This is a genomic window from Haloferax prahovense DSM 18310 (assembly GCF_000336815.1).
In the GTDB taxonomy this organism is placed as follows: domain Archaea; phylum Halobacteriota; class Halobacteria; order Halobacteriales; family Haloferacaceae; genus Haloferax; species Haloferax prahovense.
Window position 1 is genome coordinate 69,667 of the sequence record NZ_AOLG01000050.1, and the last position, 16,018, is coordinate 85,684.

Here is a 16,018-nt window from a genome sequence, read left to right on the forward strand (position 1 = left end):
GTAAAGCGGCTTCGTCTGGCTTCGGCGGCGGGCGGTAGCGGCCGCCGGCCCTCACATGTTCCGCGAGATGTACCGGTCGATGTCGGCGACGAGCGACGGCCGGAACGTCCAGTAGCCCTCCCAGCGCTTCGGTTCGGTCTCGAGCGCGAGGAGGGCGACGGGGTGGCCCGGGGCCACCCCGTCGATACTCCGCTCGTCACCTGCCTTCTCCCCGTCGGCCGCACCGCCGGTTCCGGTCGTTCCGTCCAACCCACCGTCCGGCGGCGTGTAGACCACGAACCACGAGTCGCAGAAGTCATCGGTGTAGCCGCCGTGGCTCATGAGTTTGGAGTTGAACGGCGGCGTCCAGTCCGGAATTCCGTAGATGTGCGTCTGCACGTCGGTCGACGCGACCTTCTGGTAGACTGCCCGCGTCCCCCGCTCGTCTTCGATTCGGGAGAGCCGCTGGAACGACGACCGGAGTCTCCCGTCGCCGGCGCGCCACGCGTGGCGCTCGATGTACCGCGAAATCGCCACGAGCAGCAGTTTCTCCTTGTCTGATTCGGGGTAGCCGCGGAGGGAAAACGGCACGTCGTCGAGTCGCATGAGCACCGACGGGAGTTCGAACTCGGCGAGGTTCGCCTGTCCCGTCTTGTAGAGGTCCGAGTTCACGAGGAGGACGGCGTTCATCACTTCCTCCAGCGGCGAGGTCGCGACGACCTCTCGTCCCTCGGGCGTCTGCTCGGTGAGCACGACCACGTCGTCGCCGTGAGCGTCGTCGGACAGTTCGTCGACGCCGACCGGCTGGTCGGCGAACGTGGTTTCGAGCATCCGCTGGACGGGGTCGGGAGCCGAGCGGTTGACCACCGAAAGCGACCGACTCGCGGTGTCAATCGCGCCGAGGAAACTGTCGAGTCCCATCTGGTTCGTGGAAACGACTGACCGCCGACGAAATAGCTGTTTTGGAGGTCGGGGGTGCGACCGTGCCGCCGCGGCCGAACACGGCACCGCAGCGACAGACGTTCATATGCGTCGCGCCCGTAGGTGGCCCATGGAGCGCCGCACGCTCCTCTCGCTTCTCGCGGGCGGCCTCGCCGGCCTCGCCGGGTGCGGGACGCCCGAGTGGGAGACGGAGACGCCGACCCCCGAGGAGGGGACGGACGCGCCGATCGAGACGCCGACGACCGAAGCGCGCGTGGAGCGGTCGCTGACGCTCTGGAACCCGACGCCGGACCCGGTTTTCACGACCGTCGTCGGCGTCCGCGACGACCGCGACGTGTTCTTCGAGAACCGCGACCTGCTGCCCGGCGAGCGGGCCGGGCTATCGGTCGCGGTCCCGACCGGGGAGACGGCGGTGCTCGTCGAGACGGACACCGGCCTGCGGGCCCGCTCGACGTGGACCGTCGACGCGGCGTTCGAAGGGCTGGAGGTCGTCCTCGGCCGGGGGAGCGCGGAGTTCTGGCGGACCGTCTCGTGCGACGCCCGGGGAGAGTGCTCGCTCGCGGCGGCGACCCCCGACGACGGGCCGAGAATCGACCTCCCGCTCGTCGGCGACGGCTCCTCACGGTGGTACGCACCCGCTGGCGTCGTCGTGGAGAACCCCGGCCCCGAGACGACCGCTCGGCTCCGCATCGACCTCGGGAACACGGTGCTCGTCGACCAGGCGTACCGCGTCCCGTCGGGGGCGCGGCTGTCGATTCCGGTGACGTACCGAAGCGGGGACTACCGCGTCGCCGTCGAGACCGACGAGCGACGCGTCGAGACGGGGTGGCCAGTACCCGACGAGCCGACGAAGTACGTCGACGTGTCGAGCGGAGCGACGGGCTGTGGACCGTCGAACACGACGCTCACAATCGCCAACCGCGACGACGAACCCCACCGACTCTCGCTCCGGGTCGACGCCGCGAGCGGCGACGAGTCGTTCGACCGCGTGCTCGCCCTCGCCCCCGGCGAAGTCCGGGAACTCGTCCCCGTGACGACCTCCGGAGCGCACGCCGTGTCGGCGAGCCTCGAAACCGGGGCAGCGGTGTCGGGAACGTGGTGGTCGTGCCCGCCGCGCGGCCCCGCGAGCGTCGTCGTCGACGCCACCGGAACCGTCTCGTTGCGGGTCGCCGGCCCGCAACCGGGATAAGTCGCACGGATTGCCGCAATCCCCTGACGGTTCCGCGTCGGCTCGCGACGGGGTAACCTCGAACGGTTACATGGAGGTGGGAATCACTAACCCGACAGCGTCCGTATATAATCAACGAGGATTACAATGACTGAATTCGGTGGTTATCACGACAGGGTCGCTCGGGTGGACCTGTCATCCGGCGACATCGCGTACGAGGGAATCGACGACGAGGACGCACGGAAGTACATCGGGGCCCGCGGCCTCGGCGTGAAGTACGTCTTCGACCAGGGACCGGACGTGGACCCGCTTGGACCGGACAACCTCCTCACGTTCATGACCGGCCCGCTCACCGGCACGCAGACGGTGATGAGCGGTCGCATCGCGGTCGTGACGAAATCCCCGCTCACGGGGACCGTCACCGACTCGCACCACGGCGGCTGGAGCGGGGCGCGACTCAAGTGGTCCGGCTTCGACGGCCTGCTGTTCGAAGGGAAAGCCGAACACCCGGTCTACGCGGTCGTCGAAGACGGCGAACTGACGCTCCACGACGCCGAGCACATCTGGGGCCGGGGCGTCCACGACACCATCGAGGAACTCGAAGGCGAGGTCGACGGGAGCCTCGGCAAGAACCTCTCGATAATGGCCATCGGCCCCGGCGGCGAAAACGAGGTCAAGTTCGGCTGCATCGTCAACGAAGACGACCGCGCGTCCGGCCGTGGCGGCACGGGCGCGGTCATGGGCTCGAAGAACCTCAAGGCAATCGTCGTGAAGTCCGGCACGCGGATGCCGAAGCCCGCCGACGCCGACACGTTCAAGCAGGGCTACCAGCAGGCGATGCAGCTCATCCGCGAGTCCGAGGTCACCGCGCCCAACGAGGGCGGCCTGTCGCTGTACGGGACGAACGTCCTGATGAACGCGGGCGAGGAGCTCGACGGTCTCCCGACGAAAAACGGGAAGTACACCTCGACCGCGGCGATGCGAGACGCCGAGGGCGTCGACATCGACTCCGAGCGCGTCTCCGGCGAGAACGTCCGCGAGAACATCCTCGTCGACGAGCCGACCTGTCACTCCTGTCCCGTCGCCTGTAAGAAGGAAGTCGAGGTGTCGGTGATGCACAAAGGCGAAGAGATGAACGTCCGCGGCGAGTCCTACGAGTACGAGTCAGCCTACGCGCTGGGCCCGAACTCCGGACACACCGAGCGCGACGAAATCGCCGTCATGATCGACCGGTGTAACGACATGGGCGTCGACACCATCGAGATGGGCAATATGATGGCGATGGCGATGGAGATGTCCGAGCAGGGCAAACTCGACGGACTGAGCGAACAGCTCGACTGGGGCGACACCGAGCGCATGATCGACCTCATCACCGAGGTCGCGAACCGCGACGGCGACCTCGCCGACGCGCTCGCGGAGGGCGCGAACGGCCTCGCCGAGCGCTTCGACGCCCACGACAACTCGCTTGCCGTCAAGGGTCAGACCATCCCGGCGTACGACCCCCGCTGCATGAAGGGCATGGGCATCGGCTACGCCACCTCGAACCGCGGCGCGTGTCACCTCCGCGGCTACACGCCGTCCGCCGAGATTCTCGGCATTCCGGAGAAACACGACCCCCACGAGTGGCGCGGGAAGGGCGAACTCGTGGCGCTGTTCCAGGACATGCACGCCATCTCGGACTCGTTCGACATCTGCAAGTTCAACGCGTTCGCGGAGGGCATCGAGGAGTACGTCCTGCAGTACAACGGCATGACCGGCCGCGACGTGAGCGAGGAGGAACTGCTCGAAACCGGTGACCGAATCTACACGTTAGAGCGGTACTACAACAACCTCGTCGGCTTCGACGGTGCCGACGACTCGCTGCCGGGACGCTTCGTCGAGGGCGACGAGGCGATGCCCGGACAGGGCGCGTCCGAGGGCCAGCTGTGCGAACTCGACGAGATGAAAGAAGAGTACTACGCCCGCCGCCAGTGGGTCGACGGCGTCGTCCCCGACGAGCGTCTCGACGAACTCGGCATCGACATCGGCCCCGGCACGGGCGTCTCCCGCGGCGACTCGCCCGCGCCCGCCGACGACTGAGGCGACCGCCCGAGTCGGTCGCACTCGACTCCCACCGATTCACGCGTTTTTCGACCGATTTCGAACCGTCGTGGCGACGAGTCTCTCGACGAGCGCCGCGGCGGCCCCGCCGAGGCCGCCGAAGCCGACGCCGAACACCAGTCCGGAGAACGCCCCCCAAAGCGGGAGTCCGACCGAGTCGCCGTCGAGGTCGGGCGGGCGGAACCCCGTCGAACCGACTCGGACGAACCCGTCCGCGTTCGGGGGCACGTCGCCGAGACCGACGCGGGCGACGACCGCAGCGACGGCGACTGCGGCGGCGAAGCCGAGCGCGACAGACGCCCCCGTGACGAATCCCTCGGCGGGGCGTCGGGACCACGCCGTGAGGCGCGCCGTGACGACCCCGGCGAGAAAGAGGCAGGCGGCCGGCAGCGCGCCCAGCCAGTACCACGAGTCGGCCGGGCCGTCGAGTCCATCGACGAGGTTGCGGAGGACGACCGCGCGACCGGAGCCGGTCGTCTCGACGAGTCGAACGGGCAGTCCCATCGCGCCGCCGAACGTCCAGACGGGGACGAAGGCTGACGGGACGGGCTTCCCGGCGGTCATCTCGGTCGCAGCATCGAGCGTAGAAAACGAGCCGTCGGTAGCGAGGGCGAGCCAGGCGGTGACCGCGAGCGTGCCGACGACGAACGCGGCGACGCCGGCGGCGAACCCGGTCGGCAGGAGGGCGCGACCCTCGTCGTCGCGGGGGAGCGAGTAGAGGCGCGGGGACGGGGAGGGCATGTGTGCGGTCGTGGTCGCCCGTGAGACGAGTATCTTGGGGGAGGCGACGGACCGGACCATTGGGGGCGACGATTCAGACGACGAACCGGAGGACCCAGAGCGCACCCATGCCGACGAGGATGGTGACAAGCACGCGTTCTGTGTACCACGCGGCGAGCGCGGCCAGCGCGCCCGCGACGAGTTTGTCGTTGCCGACGGAGACCGCGAGGTCGCCGGAGGGGGCGAGGAGCGCGGGGAAGACGAGCGCCGCGAACACGGCCGCGGGGACGTACTCCAAGGCCGACTCGGCCGCCGGCGGCACGTCGTCGATGCGGCCGAACAGGTAGATGAACGACCCGCGGATGGCGAACGTGAGGACGCCCGCGAGGGCGATGACGAGCCAGACGGTCGCCGAGTCGTAGCCGGTCGGCATTCAGGCGTCGCCTCCGAGTGATTCGACGCCGAGGCCGGCGAGGACGCCGACGACGGCCGCGACGATGATGTCGAGGTGGAACGGGACGCCCGCGACGACGACGCCGGTGGCGACGAGGCCGCCGACCAGACACGACGCGCCGGACGCGCGGTCTTTCAGCGTGGGGACGAGCAGGGCGAGAAAGACCAGCGGCGCGGCGAAGTCGAAGCCCCACTCCGGCGGGAGGCCGGAGCCGAGGAGCGCGCCGGCGACGGTCGTCACCTGCCAGACGAGCCACAGCGACGCGCCCGCGCCGACGTAGTACGCGAAGCGGTCGGTCTCGCCGTCGCGGCCGTAGCGGGCGATGGAGACCGCGTAGGCCTGGTCGGTCAGGAGGTACGACGCGAGCGCCTTCGACCGGGCGGTCAGGTCGCGGAAGTAGGGCGCGATGGACGCCGAGTACATCATCGTCCGGAGGTTGATGACGACGGCCGTGCCGACGACGATGGCCAGCGGCGCGTCCGCGCCGAGGAGTTCTATCATCGCGAGTTGCGACGCGCCGGCGAAGACGAGACTGGAGAAGCCGAGGGCGTGCGCGACCGAAAGCCCCTGTTCGACGGCCGCGACGCCCGCGACGAGGCCGAACGGCGCGATGCCGAGTTGGAGCGGCCCCGCGGCCCGGACGCCGTCGAGGAGGTCGGAGGAAACGGTTGGCATCTGTCGGTAGCAGGTCGCCGCCCCCGAAATAGCCGTCTATCGTCGGGCGGTTTGCCGGCTCTTCGGCCTACCGCCTGACGACGGCGACCTCGCGGATTTCGAGCGCCGTCTCGAACTCGTCGCGGCGGTCGGCGTCCGCGCCGACGCGCCGGAGGTGTTCGGCGTGCGCCCGGCGGACCGCGTCGACCTCGCGATGCGAGAACTCGAGGTCGAGCCCCTTCGTGTCCCAGTGGCCCAGCGGGACGAGAAACACCGCCGTCTTGTCGTCCTCGTGGACGCATTCGAACCCCTGTGCGTACTCGCTCGCCCGACCGTCGAGGTACGCCTGCGCTCGGTCGAGCAACAGCGGGAGGCTGCTGGCGGGGACGCTCGCCTTCGCGGCCGCGAGCATGATGGCCGTGCCGTCGATGGCACCGCCGCGGGGCGAGCCGTCGTCGCCGTCCGGCGCGAGGCGCTCGCTGAGTCGTTCGCGCCCCGGCCGCCGGTCGCCGTCGGCACCCACGGTCATCCCCCCGCGCGCATCGCCTTGCGGGCGAACCGCTCGACAAGGTCGTCGAGCGTCTCCTCGTCGCCCTCGAACGCGAGTTGCACCTCGGTGAGTTGGATACTGCTCGTTATCGTGACCTCCTCGGTCTCGATGTCGACGGTCCAGTCGGGACCGACCACGCGGCCGTCGCCGTCGGCCTCGCCGCCGAGCCCTTCGAGGTACTGAATCGCGAGTCGGGGCGAGATGCCGCGGAACGCTCGCTGTCGGCGCGCCACGTCAGCCCCCCGCGACCGGTGGGAAGACGCTCACGGCGTCCCCGTCGTCGAGCGTCGTGGCCATCCCCTCGAGGTGGACCACCTCGCGCCCGTTTTTCAGCACGTTCACGTGCGGCTTGACCGCGCCGTCTTCGATGAGTCGGCCGGCGAGACCGTCGTACTCCGCTTCCAGCGACTCGAGGACGTCTCCGACGGTCGCGTCGTCGTCGACCCGCCAGTAGATGGACTTCTGGCCCACTACCTCCCGAAACGTCGCGAAGAAGCGCAATTCGAGTTCCATACCCCTTGTCGGCGTCCACGAGACAAAAAGGTACGTCGCGGGCGGCCACAGCGGACGGTTGGCTGGACTTATCGAGGTCAATAATTCAAATAAACTGCAAGATTATTGCCTGAAAGATCTCAACCAATTAAGTAGAATGAGCGTCGAAACGTCTCGCCCGAACGGACAGTCCAAGCGCCTTCGATACCGATCCGCGCGGGCCGGATAATTGCGGTCGGTGCGAACCGTTCGACAACGGTCGAAACATCCCCAATTAGTGTCGAACGGCCCGGCCGATTACCGTCCCGCGTCGCGGACTTCGATACGACCGACGGACTCGACGGTGACGACGAAGTCGGCGTAGTCGAACTCGAGCGATGCACCCGCCACGCGCGGGGCACCGGGCGTGTCGCGGCCGAACAGGGCGTCGAGGGCGTCGGTGTCTACGTGCTCTGTGAGCGGCGGTAGTTCCGTCGGGTCGCGGCGCGTGTGTTGGTTCACGGCCGCGGCAACCGCCTCAGAGACCGGCTCGGTACGCTCGCAGTCGTACCAAACTCGTGTCGGTTCGAATTCGTCTCGTAGCTGCGTGTCAGATGTGATGATGGTTTCGTCCCCCCAGTATCGTCCGTTCGATACGTTGGTTCGACGTGTTATATTTCTTGCGTACTAACGGTATGTCCCTTTGATAGTGTTATTATAATGCAATACTACGGTTGGGGGTTGACCGCTAAACAGCAGTGGGAGAGGCGAGTTATCGGACCATCGAGTCAATTCGAGAGGGGCAAAAGAGGTAGAGAACAGACCAGACGGGAACGGAGGAGACGGAAACGCGACCCTCGTCCCGACATCGCGCGGACTGGTCTGGTCAGGCCGCGGGTGCCACGTCGGTTCCCCACGTGACGCGCCGGTACGACTCGTCGAGGGCCTGCGCGTCCTCGGGGAGGAGGGCCGCGACGAGGAACGTCGGATACTGCTCGAAGTGGTCGACCAGCGCGGCGATGCGCTCGGCGTCGATGGCCTCGACAGAGTCGAGCAGCATGAACGGAACCTCCTCGTACACCTCGTGGACGAGATAGCCCGCGAGGGCGAACACGAGACCGACGACCTCGCGCTCGCTCTCGCTGAGGTGGTCGATGGAGTCCTCGTACACCGTCCCGGAGTCGGATTCGCGGACGATATGGAGTTCGAACTGGGTCTTTTCGACCTTGCGGCGACCCTCGCGGACCCGGCGTTCGACCTGCTCCAGCCAGACGCGCTCGATGTTGTCGTAACCGAGGAGGTCGAGAACCGTCTCCATCTCCTCGTTGAACGCCTCGACCGCCGCCGTCGTCAGCGACCGAATTCGGGTTCGCGCATCCTCGAGTTCCTCCGTTACCTGTTCGCGTTCGCGTTCGAGTTCTTCGCGCTCGTCGAACCGGTCGTCGAGCGCGTCGAGGTCGTCGTGGACCGACGCGAGGTCGTCGCGCGTCCGGTCGAGCGTGAACTCGACCTCGTTGAGCTCCTTGTGGAGTTCGATGAGGTCGCCTTCGGCCTGCCCGCGGAGGTCCGACGCGTCGGCTTCGAGCGCTTCGACCCGTTCGGCGAGCTCCTCGCGCTGGTCGGTCAGCGAGTCGATTTGTCCGGTCCGGCGGTCGAGTTCGTCTTCGAGGCGCTGGAGCTTATCCCGGAGCTTCCGGCGGTCGCGCTGGGCCTGTTCCGCCGCCCGCATCGAGCGTTCGAGTTCGTCGAGTTCGCGGCGGAGTTCGGCGCGTTCTTCGCGCTGTTCGTCTCTGACCTCGCGGAGGCGGTCGGTCGTCCCCCGAATCTGGTCGCGGTCGACCTCGGTGCCGCAGGTCCAGCACGTGATCGTCTCCGAGGAGACGAGTTGGTCCGTCACCGAGCCGCCGCCGACCGCGCCCAGCGAGTCCTCGACGAGGTCGGCCTTGCCTTCGAGCACGTCTTCCGTGTACTGGACGATGGTCTGAAGCTCCGAAATCGTCGAGTTGAGCGACTCGATGCGCGACCGAATCGACCCGATACGCTCGTTCACCTCGCCGCGGTCGACCTCGTCGGCCTCGAACGAATCGAGTTCCGACTGGAGTTCGGAGCGCTCCTCGCGGAGCGACTCGACGCTCTCGCGCTCGCTCTGGAGGCGGAAGCGGACCGTTTCGAGGTCCGACCGCGCCGACTGCAGGTCGGAAAGCACCTCGTCTAAGGCGGCTTGGTTCTCGCGTTGCGCCTCGACCGTCCGGTCTTCGGCCTCGATTTCGGCTTCGAGGTCGTCGCGCTTCGCTTCGAGGTCCTCGATTTCGGCTTCGAGGTCGTCGCGCTTCGCTTCGAGCGACCGGCGGTCGTCTTCGAGCGAGTCGAGCGAGTCGAGCTGTTGTTCGACCTGCGTTCGTCGGGTCTGTAGGCGCTCGATTTCGGCCTCGATGGCGTCGGTGTCGACCGGGGCCATGATGACGTCGTGAAGGTCGCGCTCCGCGACGACCGCCCGTCGCGCCTCGTTCGAGCCGAGGAGGAACGCAAAGCGGTCCGCGGTCGTCGTATCCCGGAGGTACGGCGTACCGTCGGTCGTGACACCGCCGTTTTCGCGGGAGAAGACGCGGGTGTAGGTCCGGCCGTCGAGTTCGAGTTCGACCGACCCCTCGTCGGCGTCGCCCTTGAGACTGGCCGCGTCGCTCCCGAACGCGCCCATAAGCGCGCGCAGGAATGACGTTCGGTTCGTCGCGTTGCGCCCGGTCAGAACGGTGACGCCGGGTTCGAGCCCGACGGTTCGTTCGTCGATACCACCGATGTTTCGTATACGGACAGTCGCCGTCTGAAGTGCCTCTGAATCGTTCATGTTTCGGATGTGGTGTGTTGGCGAGCCCGAGCCGCTACTCGTCTCTCTCGTGTCCGCAGTCGCAGTGCCCGGAGTTGAGGAGCGTCGTCGGGGTCATTCGAGTGTCACAGTCTGTGCAGGTGACGCGGATGTCTACTTCGACCTCGTACGTGCCGATGAAGACCGCTTCGGCCTTCACTAAACGGTCGATAACATCGATAGTCACCGTCCGAAGTCGGGACCGGAGCTTCCGAATCGTCGCGACTCCCGACTCGGTCGCGCTCTGCCCGTCTTCGTCGTCTTCGCGTTCGACGTTTCGGTGTCGCTTGAGGTAGTTATACACTGACTGGTAGGAGATGATGTCCGACTCCAACTGGTCGATGTCGACGCCGCGCTCGCGGAGCGTGTTCCGCGCGTCGGTGCGGCTCCCCGCGGTCACGTCGTCGCTGGTCAGGAGTCGGTAGAAGTTCTCCGCCTCCCCGTCGAGGACGTGCGCGCCGGCTTGGTCCAGCGCGGCCCGGATGAGTCGCTTGTTCACGTCGCCTTCGAGTTCACGGAGGCTCCGCCGCTCGCGACCCTCGCCGAGCCACGCGTCGACGAGGTCGTCACCGAGGCCATCGAGACCGTATCGGTCCGCGATACGCTCTATCTTCGGACCTCGGCCACCGCGGCGGGAAACCGTACTTCCAGAATCTGGCATTGTGACCTCGTTACTCGGACCTTAGCGCGGAGTACCCTAAACGTTACTTATGAATTATCAGAGGTGATAAAACTAGAACACGAACGAATTACACGATATACGCCGATTTTCTCACAGGATTCGGGCGACGACTGAGAGATATCGACGAATCATAATGCGTCGCCCGACGTCACGCCTCGCGAACTGTCACCCAGAGGTGGACCTCGCGGTAGGCGTTGTCCACCGTCGGTGACGCCGGCGGCGCGCCCTCGTAGAGGAGGTACGTCAGCCGTAGGCGCTCGCCCGTCATCGTCGGGCGAACCTCGTGTGGCTCGTGCCACGTCTCGTTGTGTTCGAGCCGGGGCGTGAACGTCCGGACCCGCTCTGACTCCAACACGGTCGTCGAGTTGTTCGACACCTCGACGCGCTGGAGCACCGCGACGACGGTGTAGTTCACCGTCCGGTGTTCCTGGTTGCCGACGCCGAGGACGAGCGACGCCGGCTCGCCCCGGACGAGTTCTTCCGGGTAGTTGTCGGCGGTGAGTTCGTCGTTTCCGTCTTCGGTCAGAAGATACAGTTCGGTGAACGACTCGCCGTCTTTCGGCACCGCCACCGCGTAGCCGACGCTGGCGGTCGCGAGGACCACGCTCACGACGAGGACGACGTTCAGCATCGCGTCGGTCTGCGACGCCGGATTGAATAGCTCGTCGCGCGCGGCGGCGAACCAGCGCTTGTACGGGACCACCAGCCGTTCTTCTTCGGGAAGCGCGGACCGGCGGACCGCCGCGAACGTCGTCGCGACGAGCGTGAAGCCGCTCACGGCGACGAGGATGGGCACGAGGCGAATCCCCCAGGGCGTGAAGTTGAGGACGAGCCCGAGCAGGGGAACGACCGCGATGCTCGTCCCGAACGAGAGCGCGACCCGCTCGATACCGTCGATACCGCCCATCCTGTCGTGGTCCTCGGGGGCGTCTATCGGCGGGCCGCGCTCGGGAAACAGCGCCGCAATGAGGGCGTAGCCGGGGATGAAAAGCACGAACGGCAGGCCGACGACGACTCGCAGCGGTGTTCCCTCCAACCCGGGCGTGAGCGTCGCGACGAGCGTGAGCGCGACCCCCGCGACGACGACCGCGAGGTCGGCCGGGAGGGTGCGGAGGGGCTCGGGGAGGAACAACCGCCAGTCTTGGCGCTGCGACATCTACCCGAAGTGGGAAACACGAGCACAAAAATCATTTGTCAGCCGTCGGGGGTCGCAGCCGCACTACTCGACCGGGCCGACCGGCTCCGACGCGTCCACACCGTCGCCCGAATCGGACGACTCGGGCACGCCGGTCTCGTCCGGGGCGACGACAGAGCGGGCCGTCTCGACCAGCTCGGTGGCGTCCGCGTCGCTCACCGAGAGCCCGCTGTACGCCGCGCGCTCGTAGCCCGCAGTGAGCGATTCGAGCGCCTCCGCGGGCCCGACGCCGGCGTCGACACAGCGGTCGCAGAACTCCCAGTGGGTCGCGGCGTCGTCGATGCCGGCGGCGGCCCCGAGCGACCGGCGGACGCCCGCGTAGGCCACGACGACCGCGTCGTTGGGTCGGCCCGCGTCGAGCGCTTCGGTCGCCGAATCCAGCGCCGAAGCCTCGGTCGCCGCCTGCTCCGGCTCGGTCGGTTCGGCGCTCTCCGTCGCGGCCGACTCGGCGACGGTCGCCGCCGCGGCGTCGTCGGCGTCGTTCCGACGAAGGAGCACGGCGGCGACGAGGCCGACGACCGCAGTCCCGGCGACGACCCACGCGAGGTCGAGCGGGTCGAACGGGAGTCCGTCGGAAGCGCCGTTTCCGGCACTGGTCGCGCCGTTCGAGAGGCGAATACTCGCCGTCGCGTCGGACGGTTCGAGGTTCGTCCCCTCGCCGTCGAAGGCGACCGAGACGGTCGCGTTCTCGACGCTCGCATCGCTCGGGAGGTCGACCGCGGCCCGGTACGCGCCCGACGCGCCGGTCGTCGCCGCGGCGACCTCGCGCCCGTCGACGCTGACCGCGACCGACTGGCCGCTCACGGCCTCGCCCTCGTCGGTTTCGAGTCGGCCGTCGACGACGACGGTCCGGTCGGCGGTCTCGCGGGCGGTCACGCTGAGCGCCGTTCCCTCGGTTTCGAGCGGGACCGCGGCCGTCGCCGGGGCGAACGTGACCGCCCTCCCGTCGCCGTCGGGCGCGACGCGAATCGACGCCATGCCCGTCGCGGTCGCGGGGACGGTCGCCGAGACGGCCGACGCGCCGCTCGCGTTCGTCGCCGGCGCGGTCGCCGACGACCCGGCGAAGCTCGCGGCGACCGGGTAGTTCGACACCGGTGTCCCGTTCACCCGGACCGTCGCGCGAACCGAGACGGCGTCGGCGTAGCCGTAGGCCGACGCGGACGGCTCCGACAGGCCCGCGGTCGCGTTCACCTGCGAGACGGCGACGGGAACGACCCGCTCTGTCGCCTGATACATCGACGTGTCGTCCGGCAGGTACCGGACCGTGAGCGACGAAGTGCTGGCCGGAATCCGCGCCGGCCGGTAGGTCAGTTCGAACGAGCCGTCGGGGTCGACCGCCGACTGGACGGTCTGCCCGCCGACCGCGAAGCGGGCGCTCGTCGCCTCGACCGGCGTGCCGTTGTCGGTGACGAGCGACCCGGAGAGCACGAGCGGGTCGGTAAAGGAGATGTTCCGGTCGTAGTCGTCGACGGCGAGGCGGGTGGCGACGAACTCCCGGGAGACGATTTCGTCGCGCTGTTCCGAGACGTTCGCCTGTACGTCCGCGATTTGGGCGCTGCTCTCGGCTAAATCGCCGTCGGTCCGGTTCGAAATCGTGTCGAACGCCGCCAACAGCCGGTCTGACTGCGTCTCGCCGTCCTCGGCGAGCCGCGTCAGTTCGCGGGCGAGTTCGCGGGCGCGTTCGTCGTTGCCGGCCCGCCTCGCCGCCTCGTACTCGCGGCGCGTCTCGCGGAACTCGCTGACTGTGTCGACGTACTCCCGCTGGGTCTCGCTGACGGTCCGGTACTCCTCGCCCGCGCCGTCGCCGCCGACCTCGCCCTCGACGTCGACGTACTTGCCGAGCGAGTCGTCGTAGTCGTCGCCGAGGGCCGCTTTGGCGGCGGCGTACTCGCCCTGGCTGAGCTGCAGGGTGCTCGCCCCGATGTCGCCGTTGAGTTCGCCCGAGAGGTACGACAGCAATCGGTCGAGTTCGTTCTCGTCGTCGACCTCGTCGGGGTTCTCGTGGAGGACGCCAGTGCTGTTGTTCGTCGCGTTCGCGGTCTGTTGCAGCGGACCCGGAGCCGGCCCAAGCGCCGATACTCGGTCGGCACCCTCGAGAGACGCCGGCGCGTCCGCGTTCGGGGCGGGCGCGTCGGGCGCGTCGGCGACCGCTCCCGCAGAGACCGCCGCTACCGGCGCTGTCGCGACGAGACAGCCGACGACCAACATCGTCCAAAGCAACCGCGCCGGGCGGCCCGATTCACCACGCACTACCCGTAGCCAGACGGGGGGACCTAATGGGTTTTGGCATTCGGCTGACTCCCGGCGGGAGCAGGACGCCGGGATTCGCAGACTGCACCGAGTTAACGGCGGGTTTAACGCCCCGGTTGGCGCGCCGAGCGCACCGGGTTTCGACGGGACCCGCGCGGCCGACCGTCGCGCGCGCCAACACAAACATTCAACTTGGGCGGCACGAATCGAACCCACGATGCTTCCGACCCGTCGGTGGGCCGCGCTCGCAGGCGTCGCCTGCTTCTTCGCCGTCTACGCGGTCGTCCTCGACGAGCCGACGCCGCTTTTCGCAGCCTGCGGCCTCGCCGCGTGGCTCGTCGTCGCGCAGGTCGACGCCGTCGGGACGATGCGCGCGGTCGACCGCGACCTCTCGGCGAGCGTCTCGGTCGAGCCGACGTCCGTGTACGTCGACGACCGCGCCGCGGTGACGCTGACGGCGTCGCTGTCCGAGGCCGTCGACGCGCCCGTCGAGGTCGAACTCGTCGCGCCGCCGAGCGTGAACGCGCCAGAGCGCACGCGCCGGACGGTCGCGTTCGACCCCGGCGAGACCGCCGGGTCGGTCACGTGCAGTATCGAGTTCCCCGTCGCCGGGCGAATCGCGTTCGACGAGGTCGAAGTCGATATCGAGGACCGTGCCGGCTTCTTCACCGAGACGCTGACGCTCGACGCCGACGCCCGCTGTCTGGTCGAATCGCCGGCCCCCGACGGCATCCACGTCGGCCGCGGCGGCGAACTGGTCGGCGCGTCCTTCGGCGACCACTCCAGCGACCAGACCGGACCGGGGCTCGTCCCCCACGAGACGCGACAGTACCTCCCCGGCGACACGCTGTCGCAGATCGACTGGAAGACCACCGCGCGCATGGACCACCCGTACATCCGCGAGTTCGAGTCCGAGTCCGACTACCTGCTGTCGCTCGTGGTCGACTGCGGTTCGAACATGAACCGCGGCCCGAACGGGCGAACGATGCTTTCGTACGCGCGCGAGGTCGCGCTCGGCCTCATCGACGCCGCCGACTCCCACGGCGACCCCGTCTCGGCGCAGTTCGTCGGCGACGCCGGGACGACCTGGGAGTTCGGCCCCTCGTCGTCCTCGAACGCCTACCAGACGATTCGGCGGCGGCTGCTCTCGATAGAGCCGACCGCGCGCTCGCGTCGTCCGGTCGGCACGTCTCGGCCGGTCGCCCCCGAAGAGGCCCGAAAGCGGAGTCGCCTCCTCGAAGGTGCCGACTCGGCGTTCGCGTCGACGCTCCGCCCGTACCTCAGCGACGGCGAGAGCTACGTCTCGCGGGTCAGCGACCGACCGGTTTTCGACGCGGTGAAGTCCGCGTGCTCGCGGTCCGACCGGCAGGACCACCTCGTGCTCATCACCGACGACTCGGCGAGAGTCGAGACCTACGAGGCGGTCGTCGTCGCGTCCAAGCGGAGCAGCCAGACGAGCGTCTTCCTCACGCCGACGACGTTCTTCGACGACGCCGCCGGGGGCGCGGGCGACACCGCCGGGGTCGTCGCCTTCGAGGAGTTCCGAAAGCGCCTCGAACGGCTCCCGAACGTCACCGCCTACGAAGTCGCCCCGAAGAGCGCGATGAACCTGGCTTCGGACCACGCCACCACAGCGGAGTGAACACCGATGGAGACACCTGTGAACCAGAGCGAACGGACGATTCGAACCGTGTTGGACGCGAACGAACTCACCCCGATGGACGTGGTCGGCGTCCTCTGTATCACGCTCGTGGCGGGGCTGACGAGCGGACTGTGGGGCGTCGCCGCCGGCGTCCTCGTCCTCGCCGTCGCGGCGGCGACGACGGGACCGCTCGCGTTCGTCGTCGCCCAACTGACCGCCGTCTCGTTCTTCGGAGACACGAGCCTCGTCGCGCTCGGTGGCGCGCAGCTCGCGGCGTTCCCACTCCTCGCGAGCGCGGCGTGCGCGTGGCCGCCGGACCGGTCGCGACTCGTTCGACTGGCGGCGGGG

The 16,018-nt window shown here is 68.3% G+C and carries 16 protein-coding genes; 4 read left to right on the forward strand and 12 right to left on the reverse strand.

What is annotated here, in order from left to right; genetic code table 11:
* Window positions 1-51: 51 nt before the first annotated feature.
* A complete protein-coding gene (locus tag C457_RS14900; protein ID WP_008095890.1) occupies window positions 52-900 on the reverse strand; it encodes a hypothetical protein in 849 nt (282 codons plus the stop codon).
* A 130-nt stretch (window positions 901-1,030) separates the two neighbouring features.
* On the opposite strand from C457_RS14900, the gene C457_RS14905 reads away from it, so the two are divergent.
* Together C457_RS14905 and C457_RS14910 are read left to right on the forward strand one after the other, a co-directional pair.
* Window positions 1,031-2,110, forward strand: coding sequence for a hypothetical protein (locus tag C457_RS14905; protein WP_008095891.1), 1,080 nt, complete (start codon window positions 1,031-1,033; stop codon window positions 2,108-2,110).
* Between the two features lie 126 nt (window positions 2,111-2,236).
* Complete coding sequence (locus tag C457_RS14910) at window positions 2,237-4,168, forward strand: aldehyde ferredoxin oxidoreductase family protein (RefSeq protein ID WP_008095892.1); 1,932 nt, start codon at window positions 2,237-2,239, stop codon at window positions 4,166-4,168.
* 39 nt (window positions 4,169-4,207) lie between these two features.
* Here C457_RS14910 and C457_RS14915 read toward each other — a convergent pair whose 3' ends face one another.
* The 11 genes from C457_RS14915 to C457_RS14965 all read right to left on the reverse strand — a co-directional run bounded on the left by C457_RS14915 (window position 4,208) and on the right by C457_RS14965 (window position 13,986).
* Window positions 4,208-4,930, reverse strand: a complete 723-nt coding sequence (locus C457_RS14915) for a hypothetical protein (RefSeq protein WP_049913618.1) — start codon at window positions 4,928-4,930, stop codon at window positions 4,208-4,210.
* 73 nt (window positions 4,931-5,003) lie between these two features.
* Entirely contained in the window at window positions 5,004-5,342 is a 339-nt protein-coding gene (locus C457_RS14920; protein WP_008095895.1) for an AzlD domain-containing protein, read from the reverse strand.
* Window positions 5,343-6,038, reverse strand: a complete 696-nt coding sequence (locus tag C457_RS14925) for an AzlC family ABC transporter permease (RefSeq protein ID WP_008095896.1) — start codon at window positions 6,036-6,038, stop codon at window positions 5,343-5,345.
* Between the two features lie 67 nt (window positions 6,039-6,105).
* Window positions 6,106-6,546: a hypothetical protein gene (locus tag C457_RS14930; RefSeq protein WP_008095898.1), complete on the reverse strand. Its 441-nt coding sequence runs from the start codon at window positions 6,544-6,546 to the stop codon at window positions 6,106-6,108.
* Complete coding sequence (locus C457_RS14935; protein WP_004975681.1) at window positions 6,543-6,800, reverse strand: hypothetical protein; 258 nt, start codon at window positions 6,798-6,800, stop codon at window positions 6,543-6,545. The genes C457_RS14930 and C457_RS14935 overlap by 4 nt, the downstream gene beginning before the upstream one ends.
* 1 nt (window position 6,801) lies before the next feature.
* Entirely contained in the window at window positions 6,802-7,080 is a 279-nt protein-coding gene (gene samp3 / locus C457_RS14940; RefSeq protein ID WP_008095900.1) for a ubiquitin-like modifier protein SAMP3, read from the reverse strand.
* Window positions 7,081-7,356: 276 nt separating this feature from the next.
* Entirely contained in the window at window positions 7,357-7,713 is a 357-nt protein-coding gene (locus tag C457_RS14945; protein WP_338036223.1) for a HalOD1 output domain-containing protein, read from the reverse strand.
* A gap of 211 nt (window positions 7,714-7,924) precedes the next feature.
* Window positions 7,925-9,883 (reverse strand): archaea-specific SMC-related protein, encoded by a 1,959-nt coding sequence (locus C457_RS14950; RefSeq protein WP_008095905.1) that lies wholly within the window; start codon window positions 9,881-9,883, stop codon window positions 7,925-7,927.
* A 34-nt stretch (window positions 9,884-9,917) separates the two neighbouring features.
* Window positions 9,918-10,562, reverse strand: a complete 645-nt coding sequence (gene rdfA, locus C457_RS14955) for a rod-determining factor RdfA (protein ID WP_008095906.1) — start codon at window positions 10,560-10,562, stop codon at window positions 9,918-9,920.
* Between the two features lie 169 nt (window positions 10,563-10,731).
* Window positions 10,732-11,739: a DUF1616 domain-containing protein gene (locus C457_RS14960; RefSeq protein WP_008095908.1), complete on the reverse strand. Its 1,008-nt coding sequence runs from the start codon at window positions 11,737-11,739 to the stop codon at window positions 10,732-10,734.
* A 63-nt stretch (window positions 11,740-11,802) separates the two neighbouring features.
* Complete coding sequence (locus C457_RS14965) at window positions 11,803-13,986, reverse strand: DUF4129 domain-containing protein (RefSeq protein WP_008095910.1); 2,184 nt, start codon at window positions 13,984-13,986, stop codon at window positions 11,803-11,805.
* A 259-nt stretch (window positions 13,987-14,245) separates the two neighbouring features.
* On the opposite strand from C457_RS14965, the gene C457_RS14970 reads away from it, so the two are divergent.
* Complete coding sequence (locus tag C457_RS14970; RefSeq protein ID WP_008095911.1) at window positions 14,246-15,670, forward strand: DUF58 domain-containing protein; 1,425 nt, start codon at window positions 14,246-14,248, stop codon at window positions 15,668-15,670.
* Window positions 15,671-15,688: 18 nt separating this feature from the next.
* Window positions 15,689-16,018, forward strand: a 330-nt coding sequence (locus C457_RS14975) for a hypothetical protein (RefSeq protein WP_008095913.1), incomplete at its 3' end; no start/stop codon positions are given.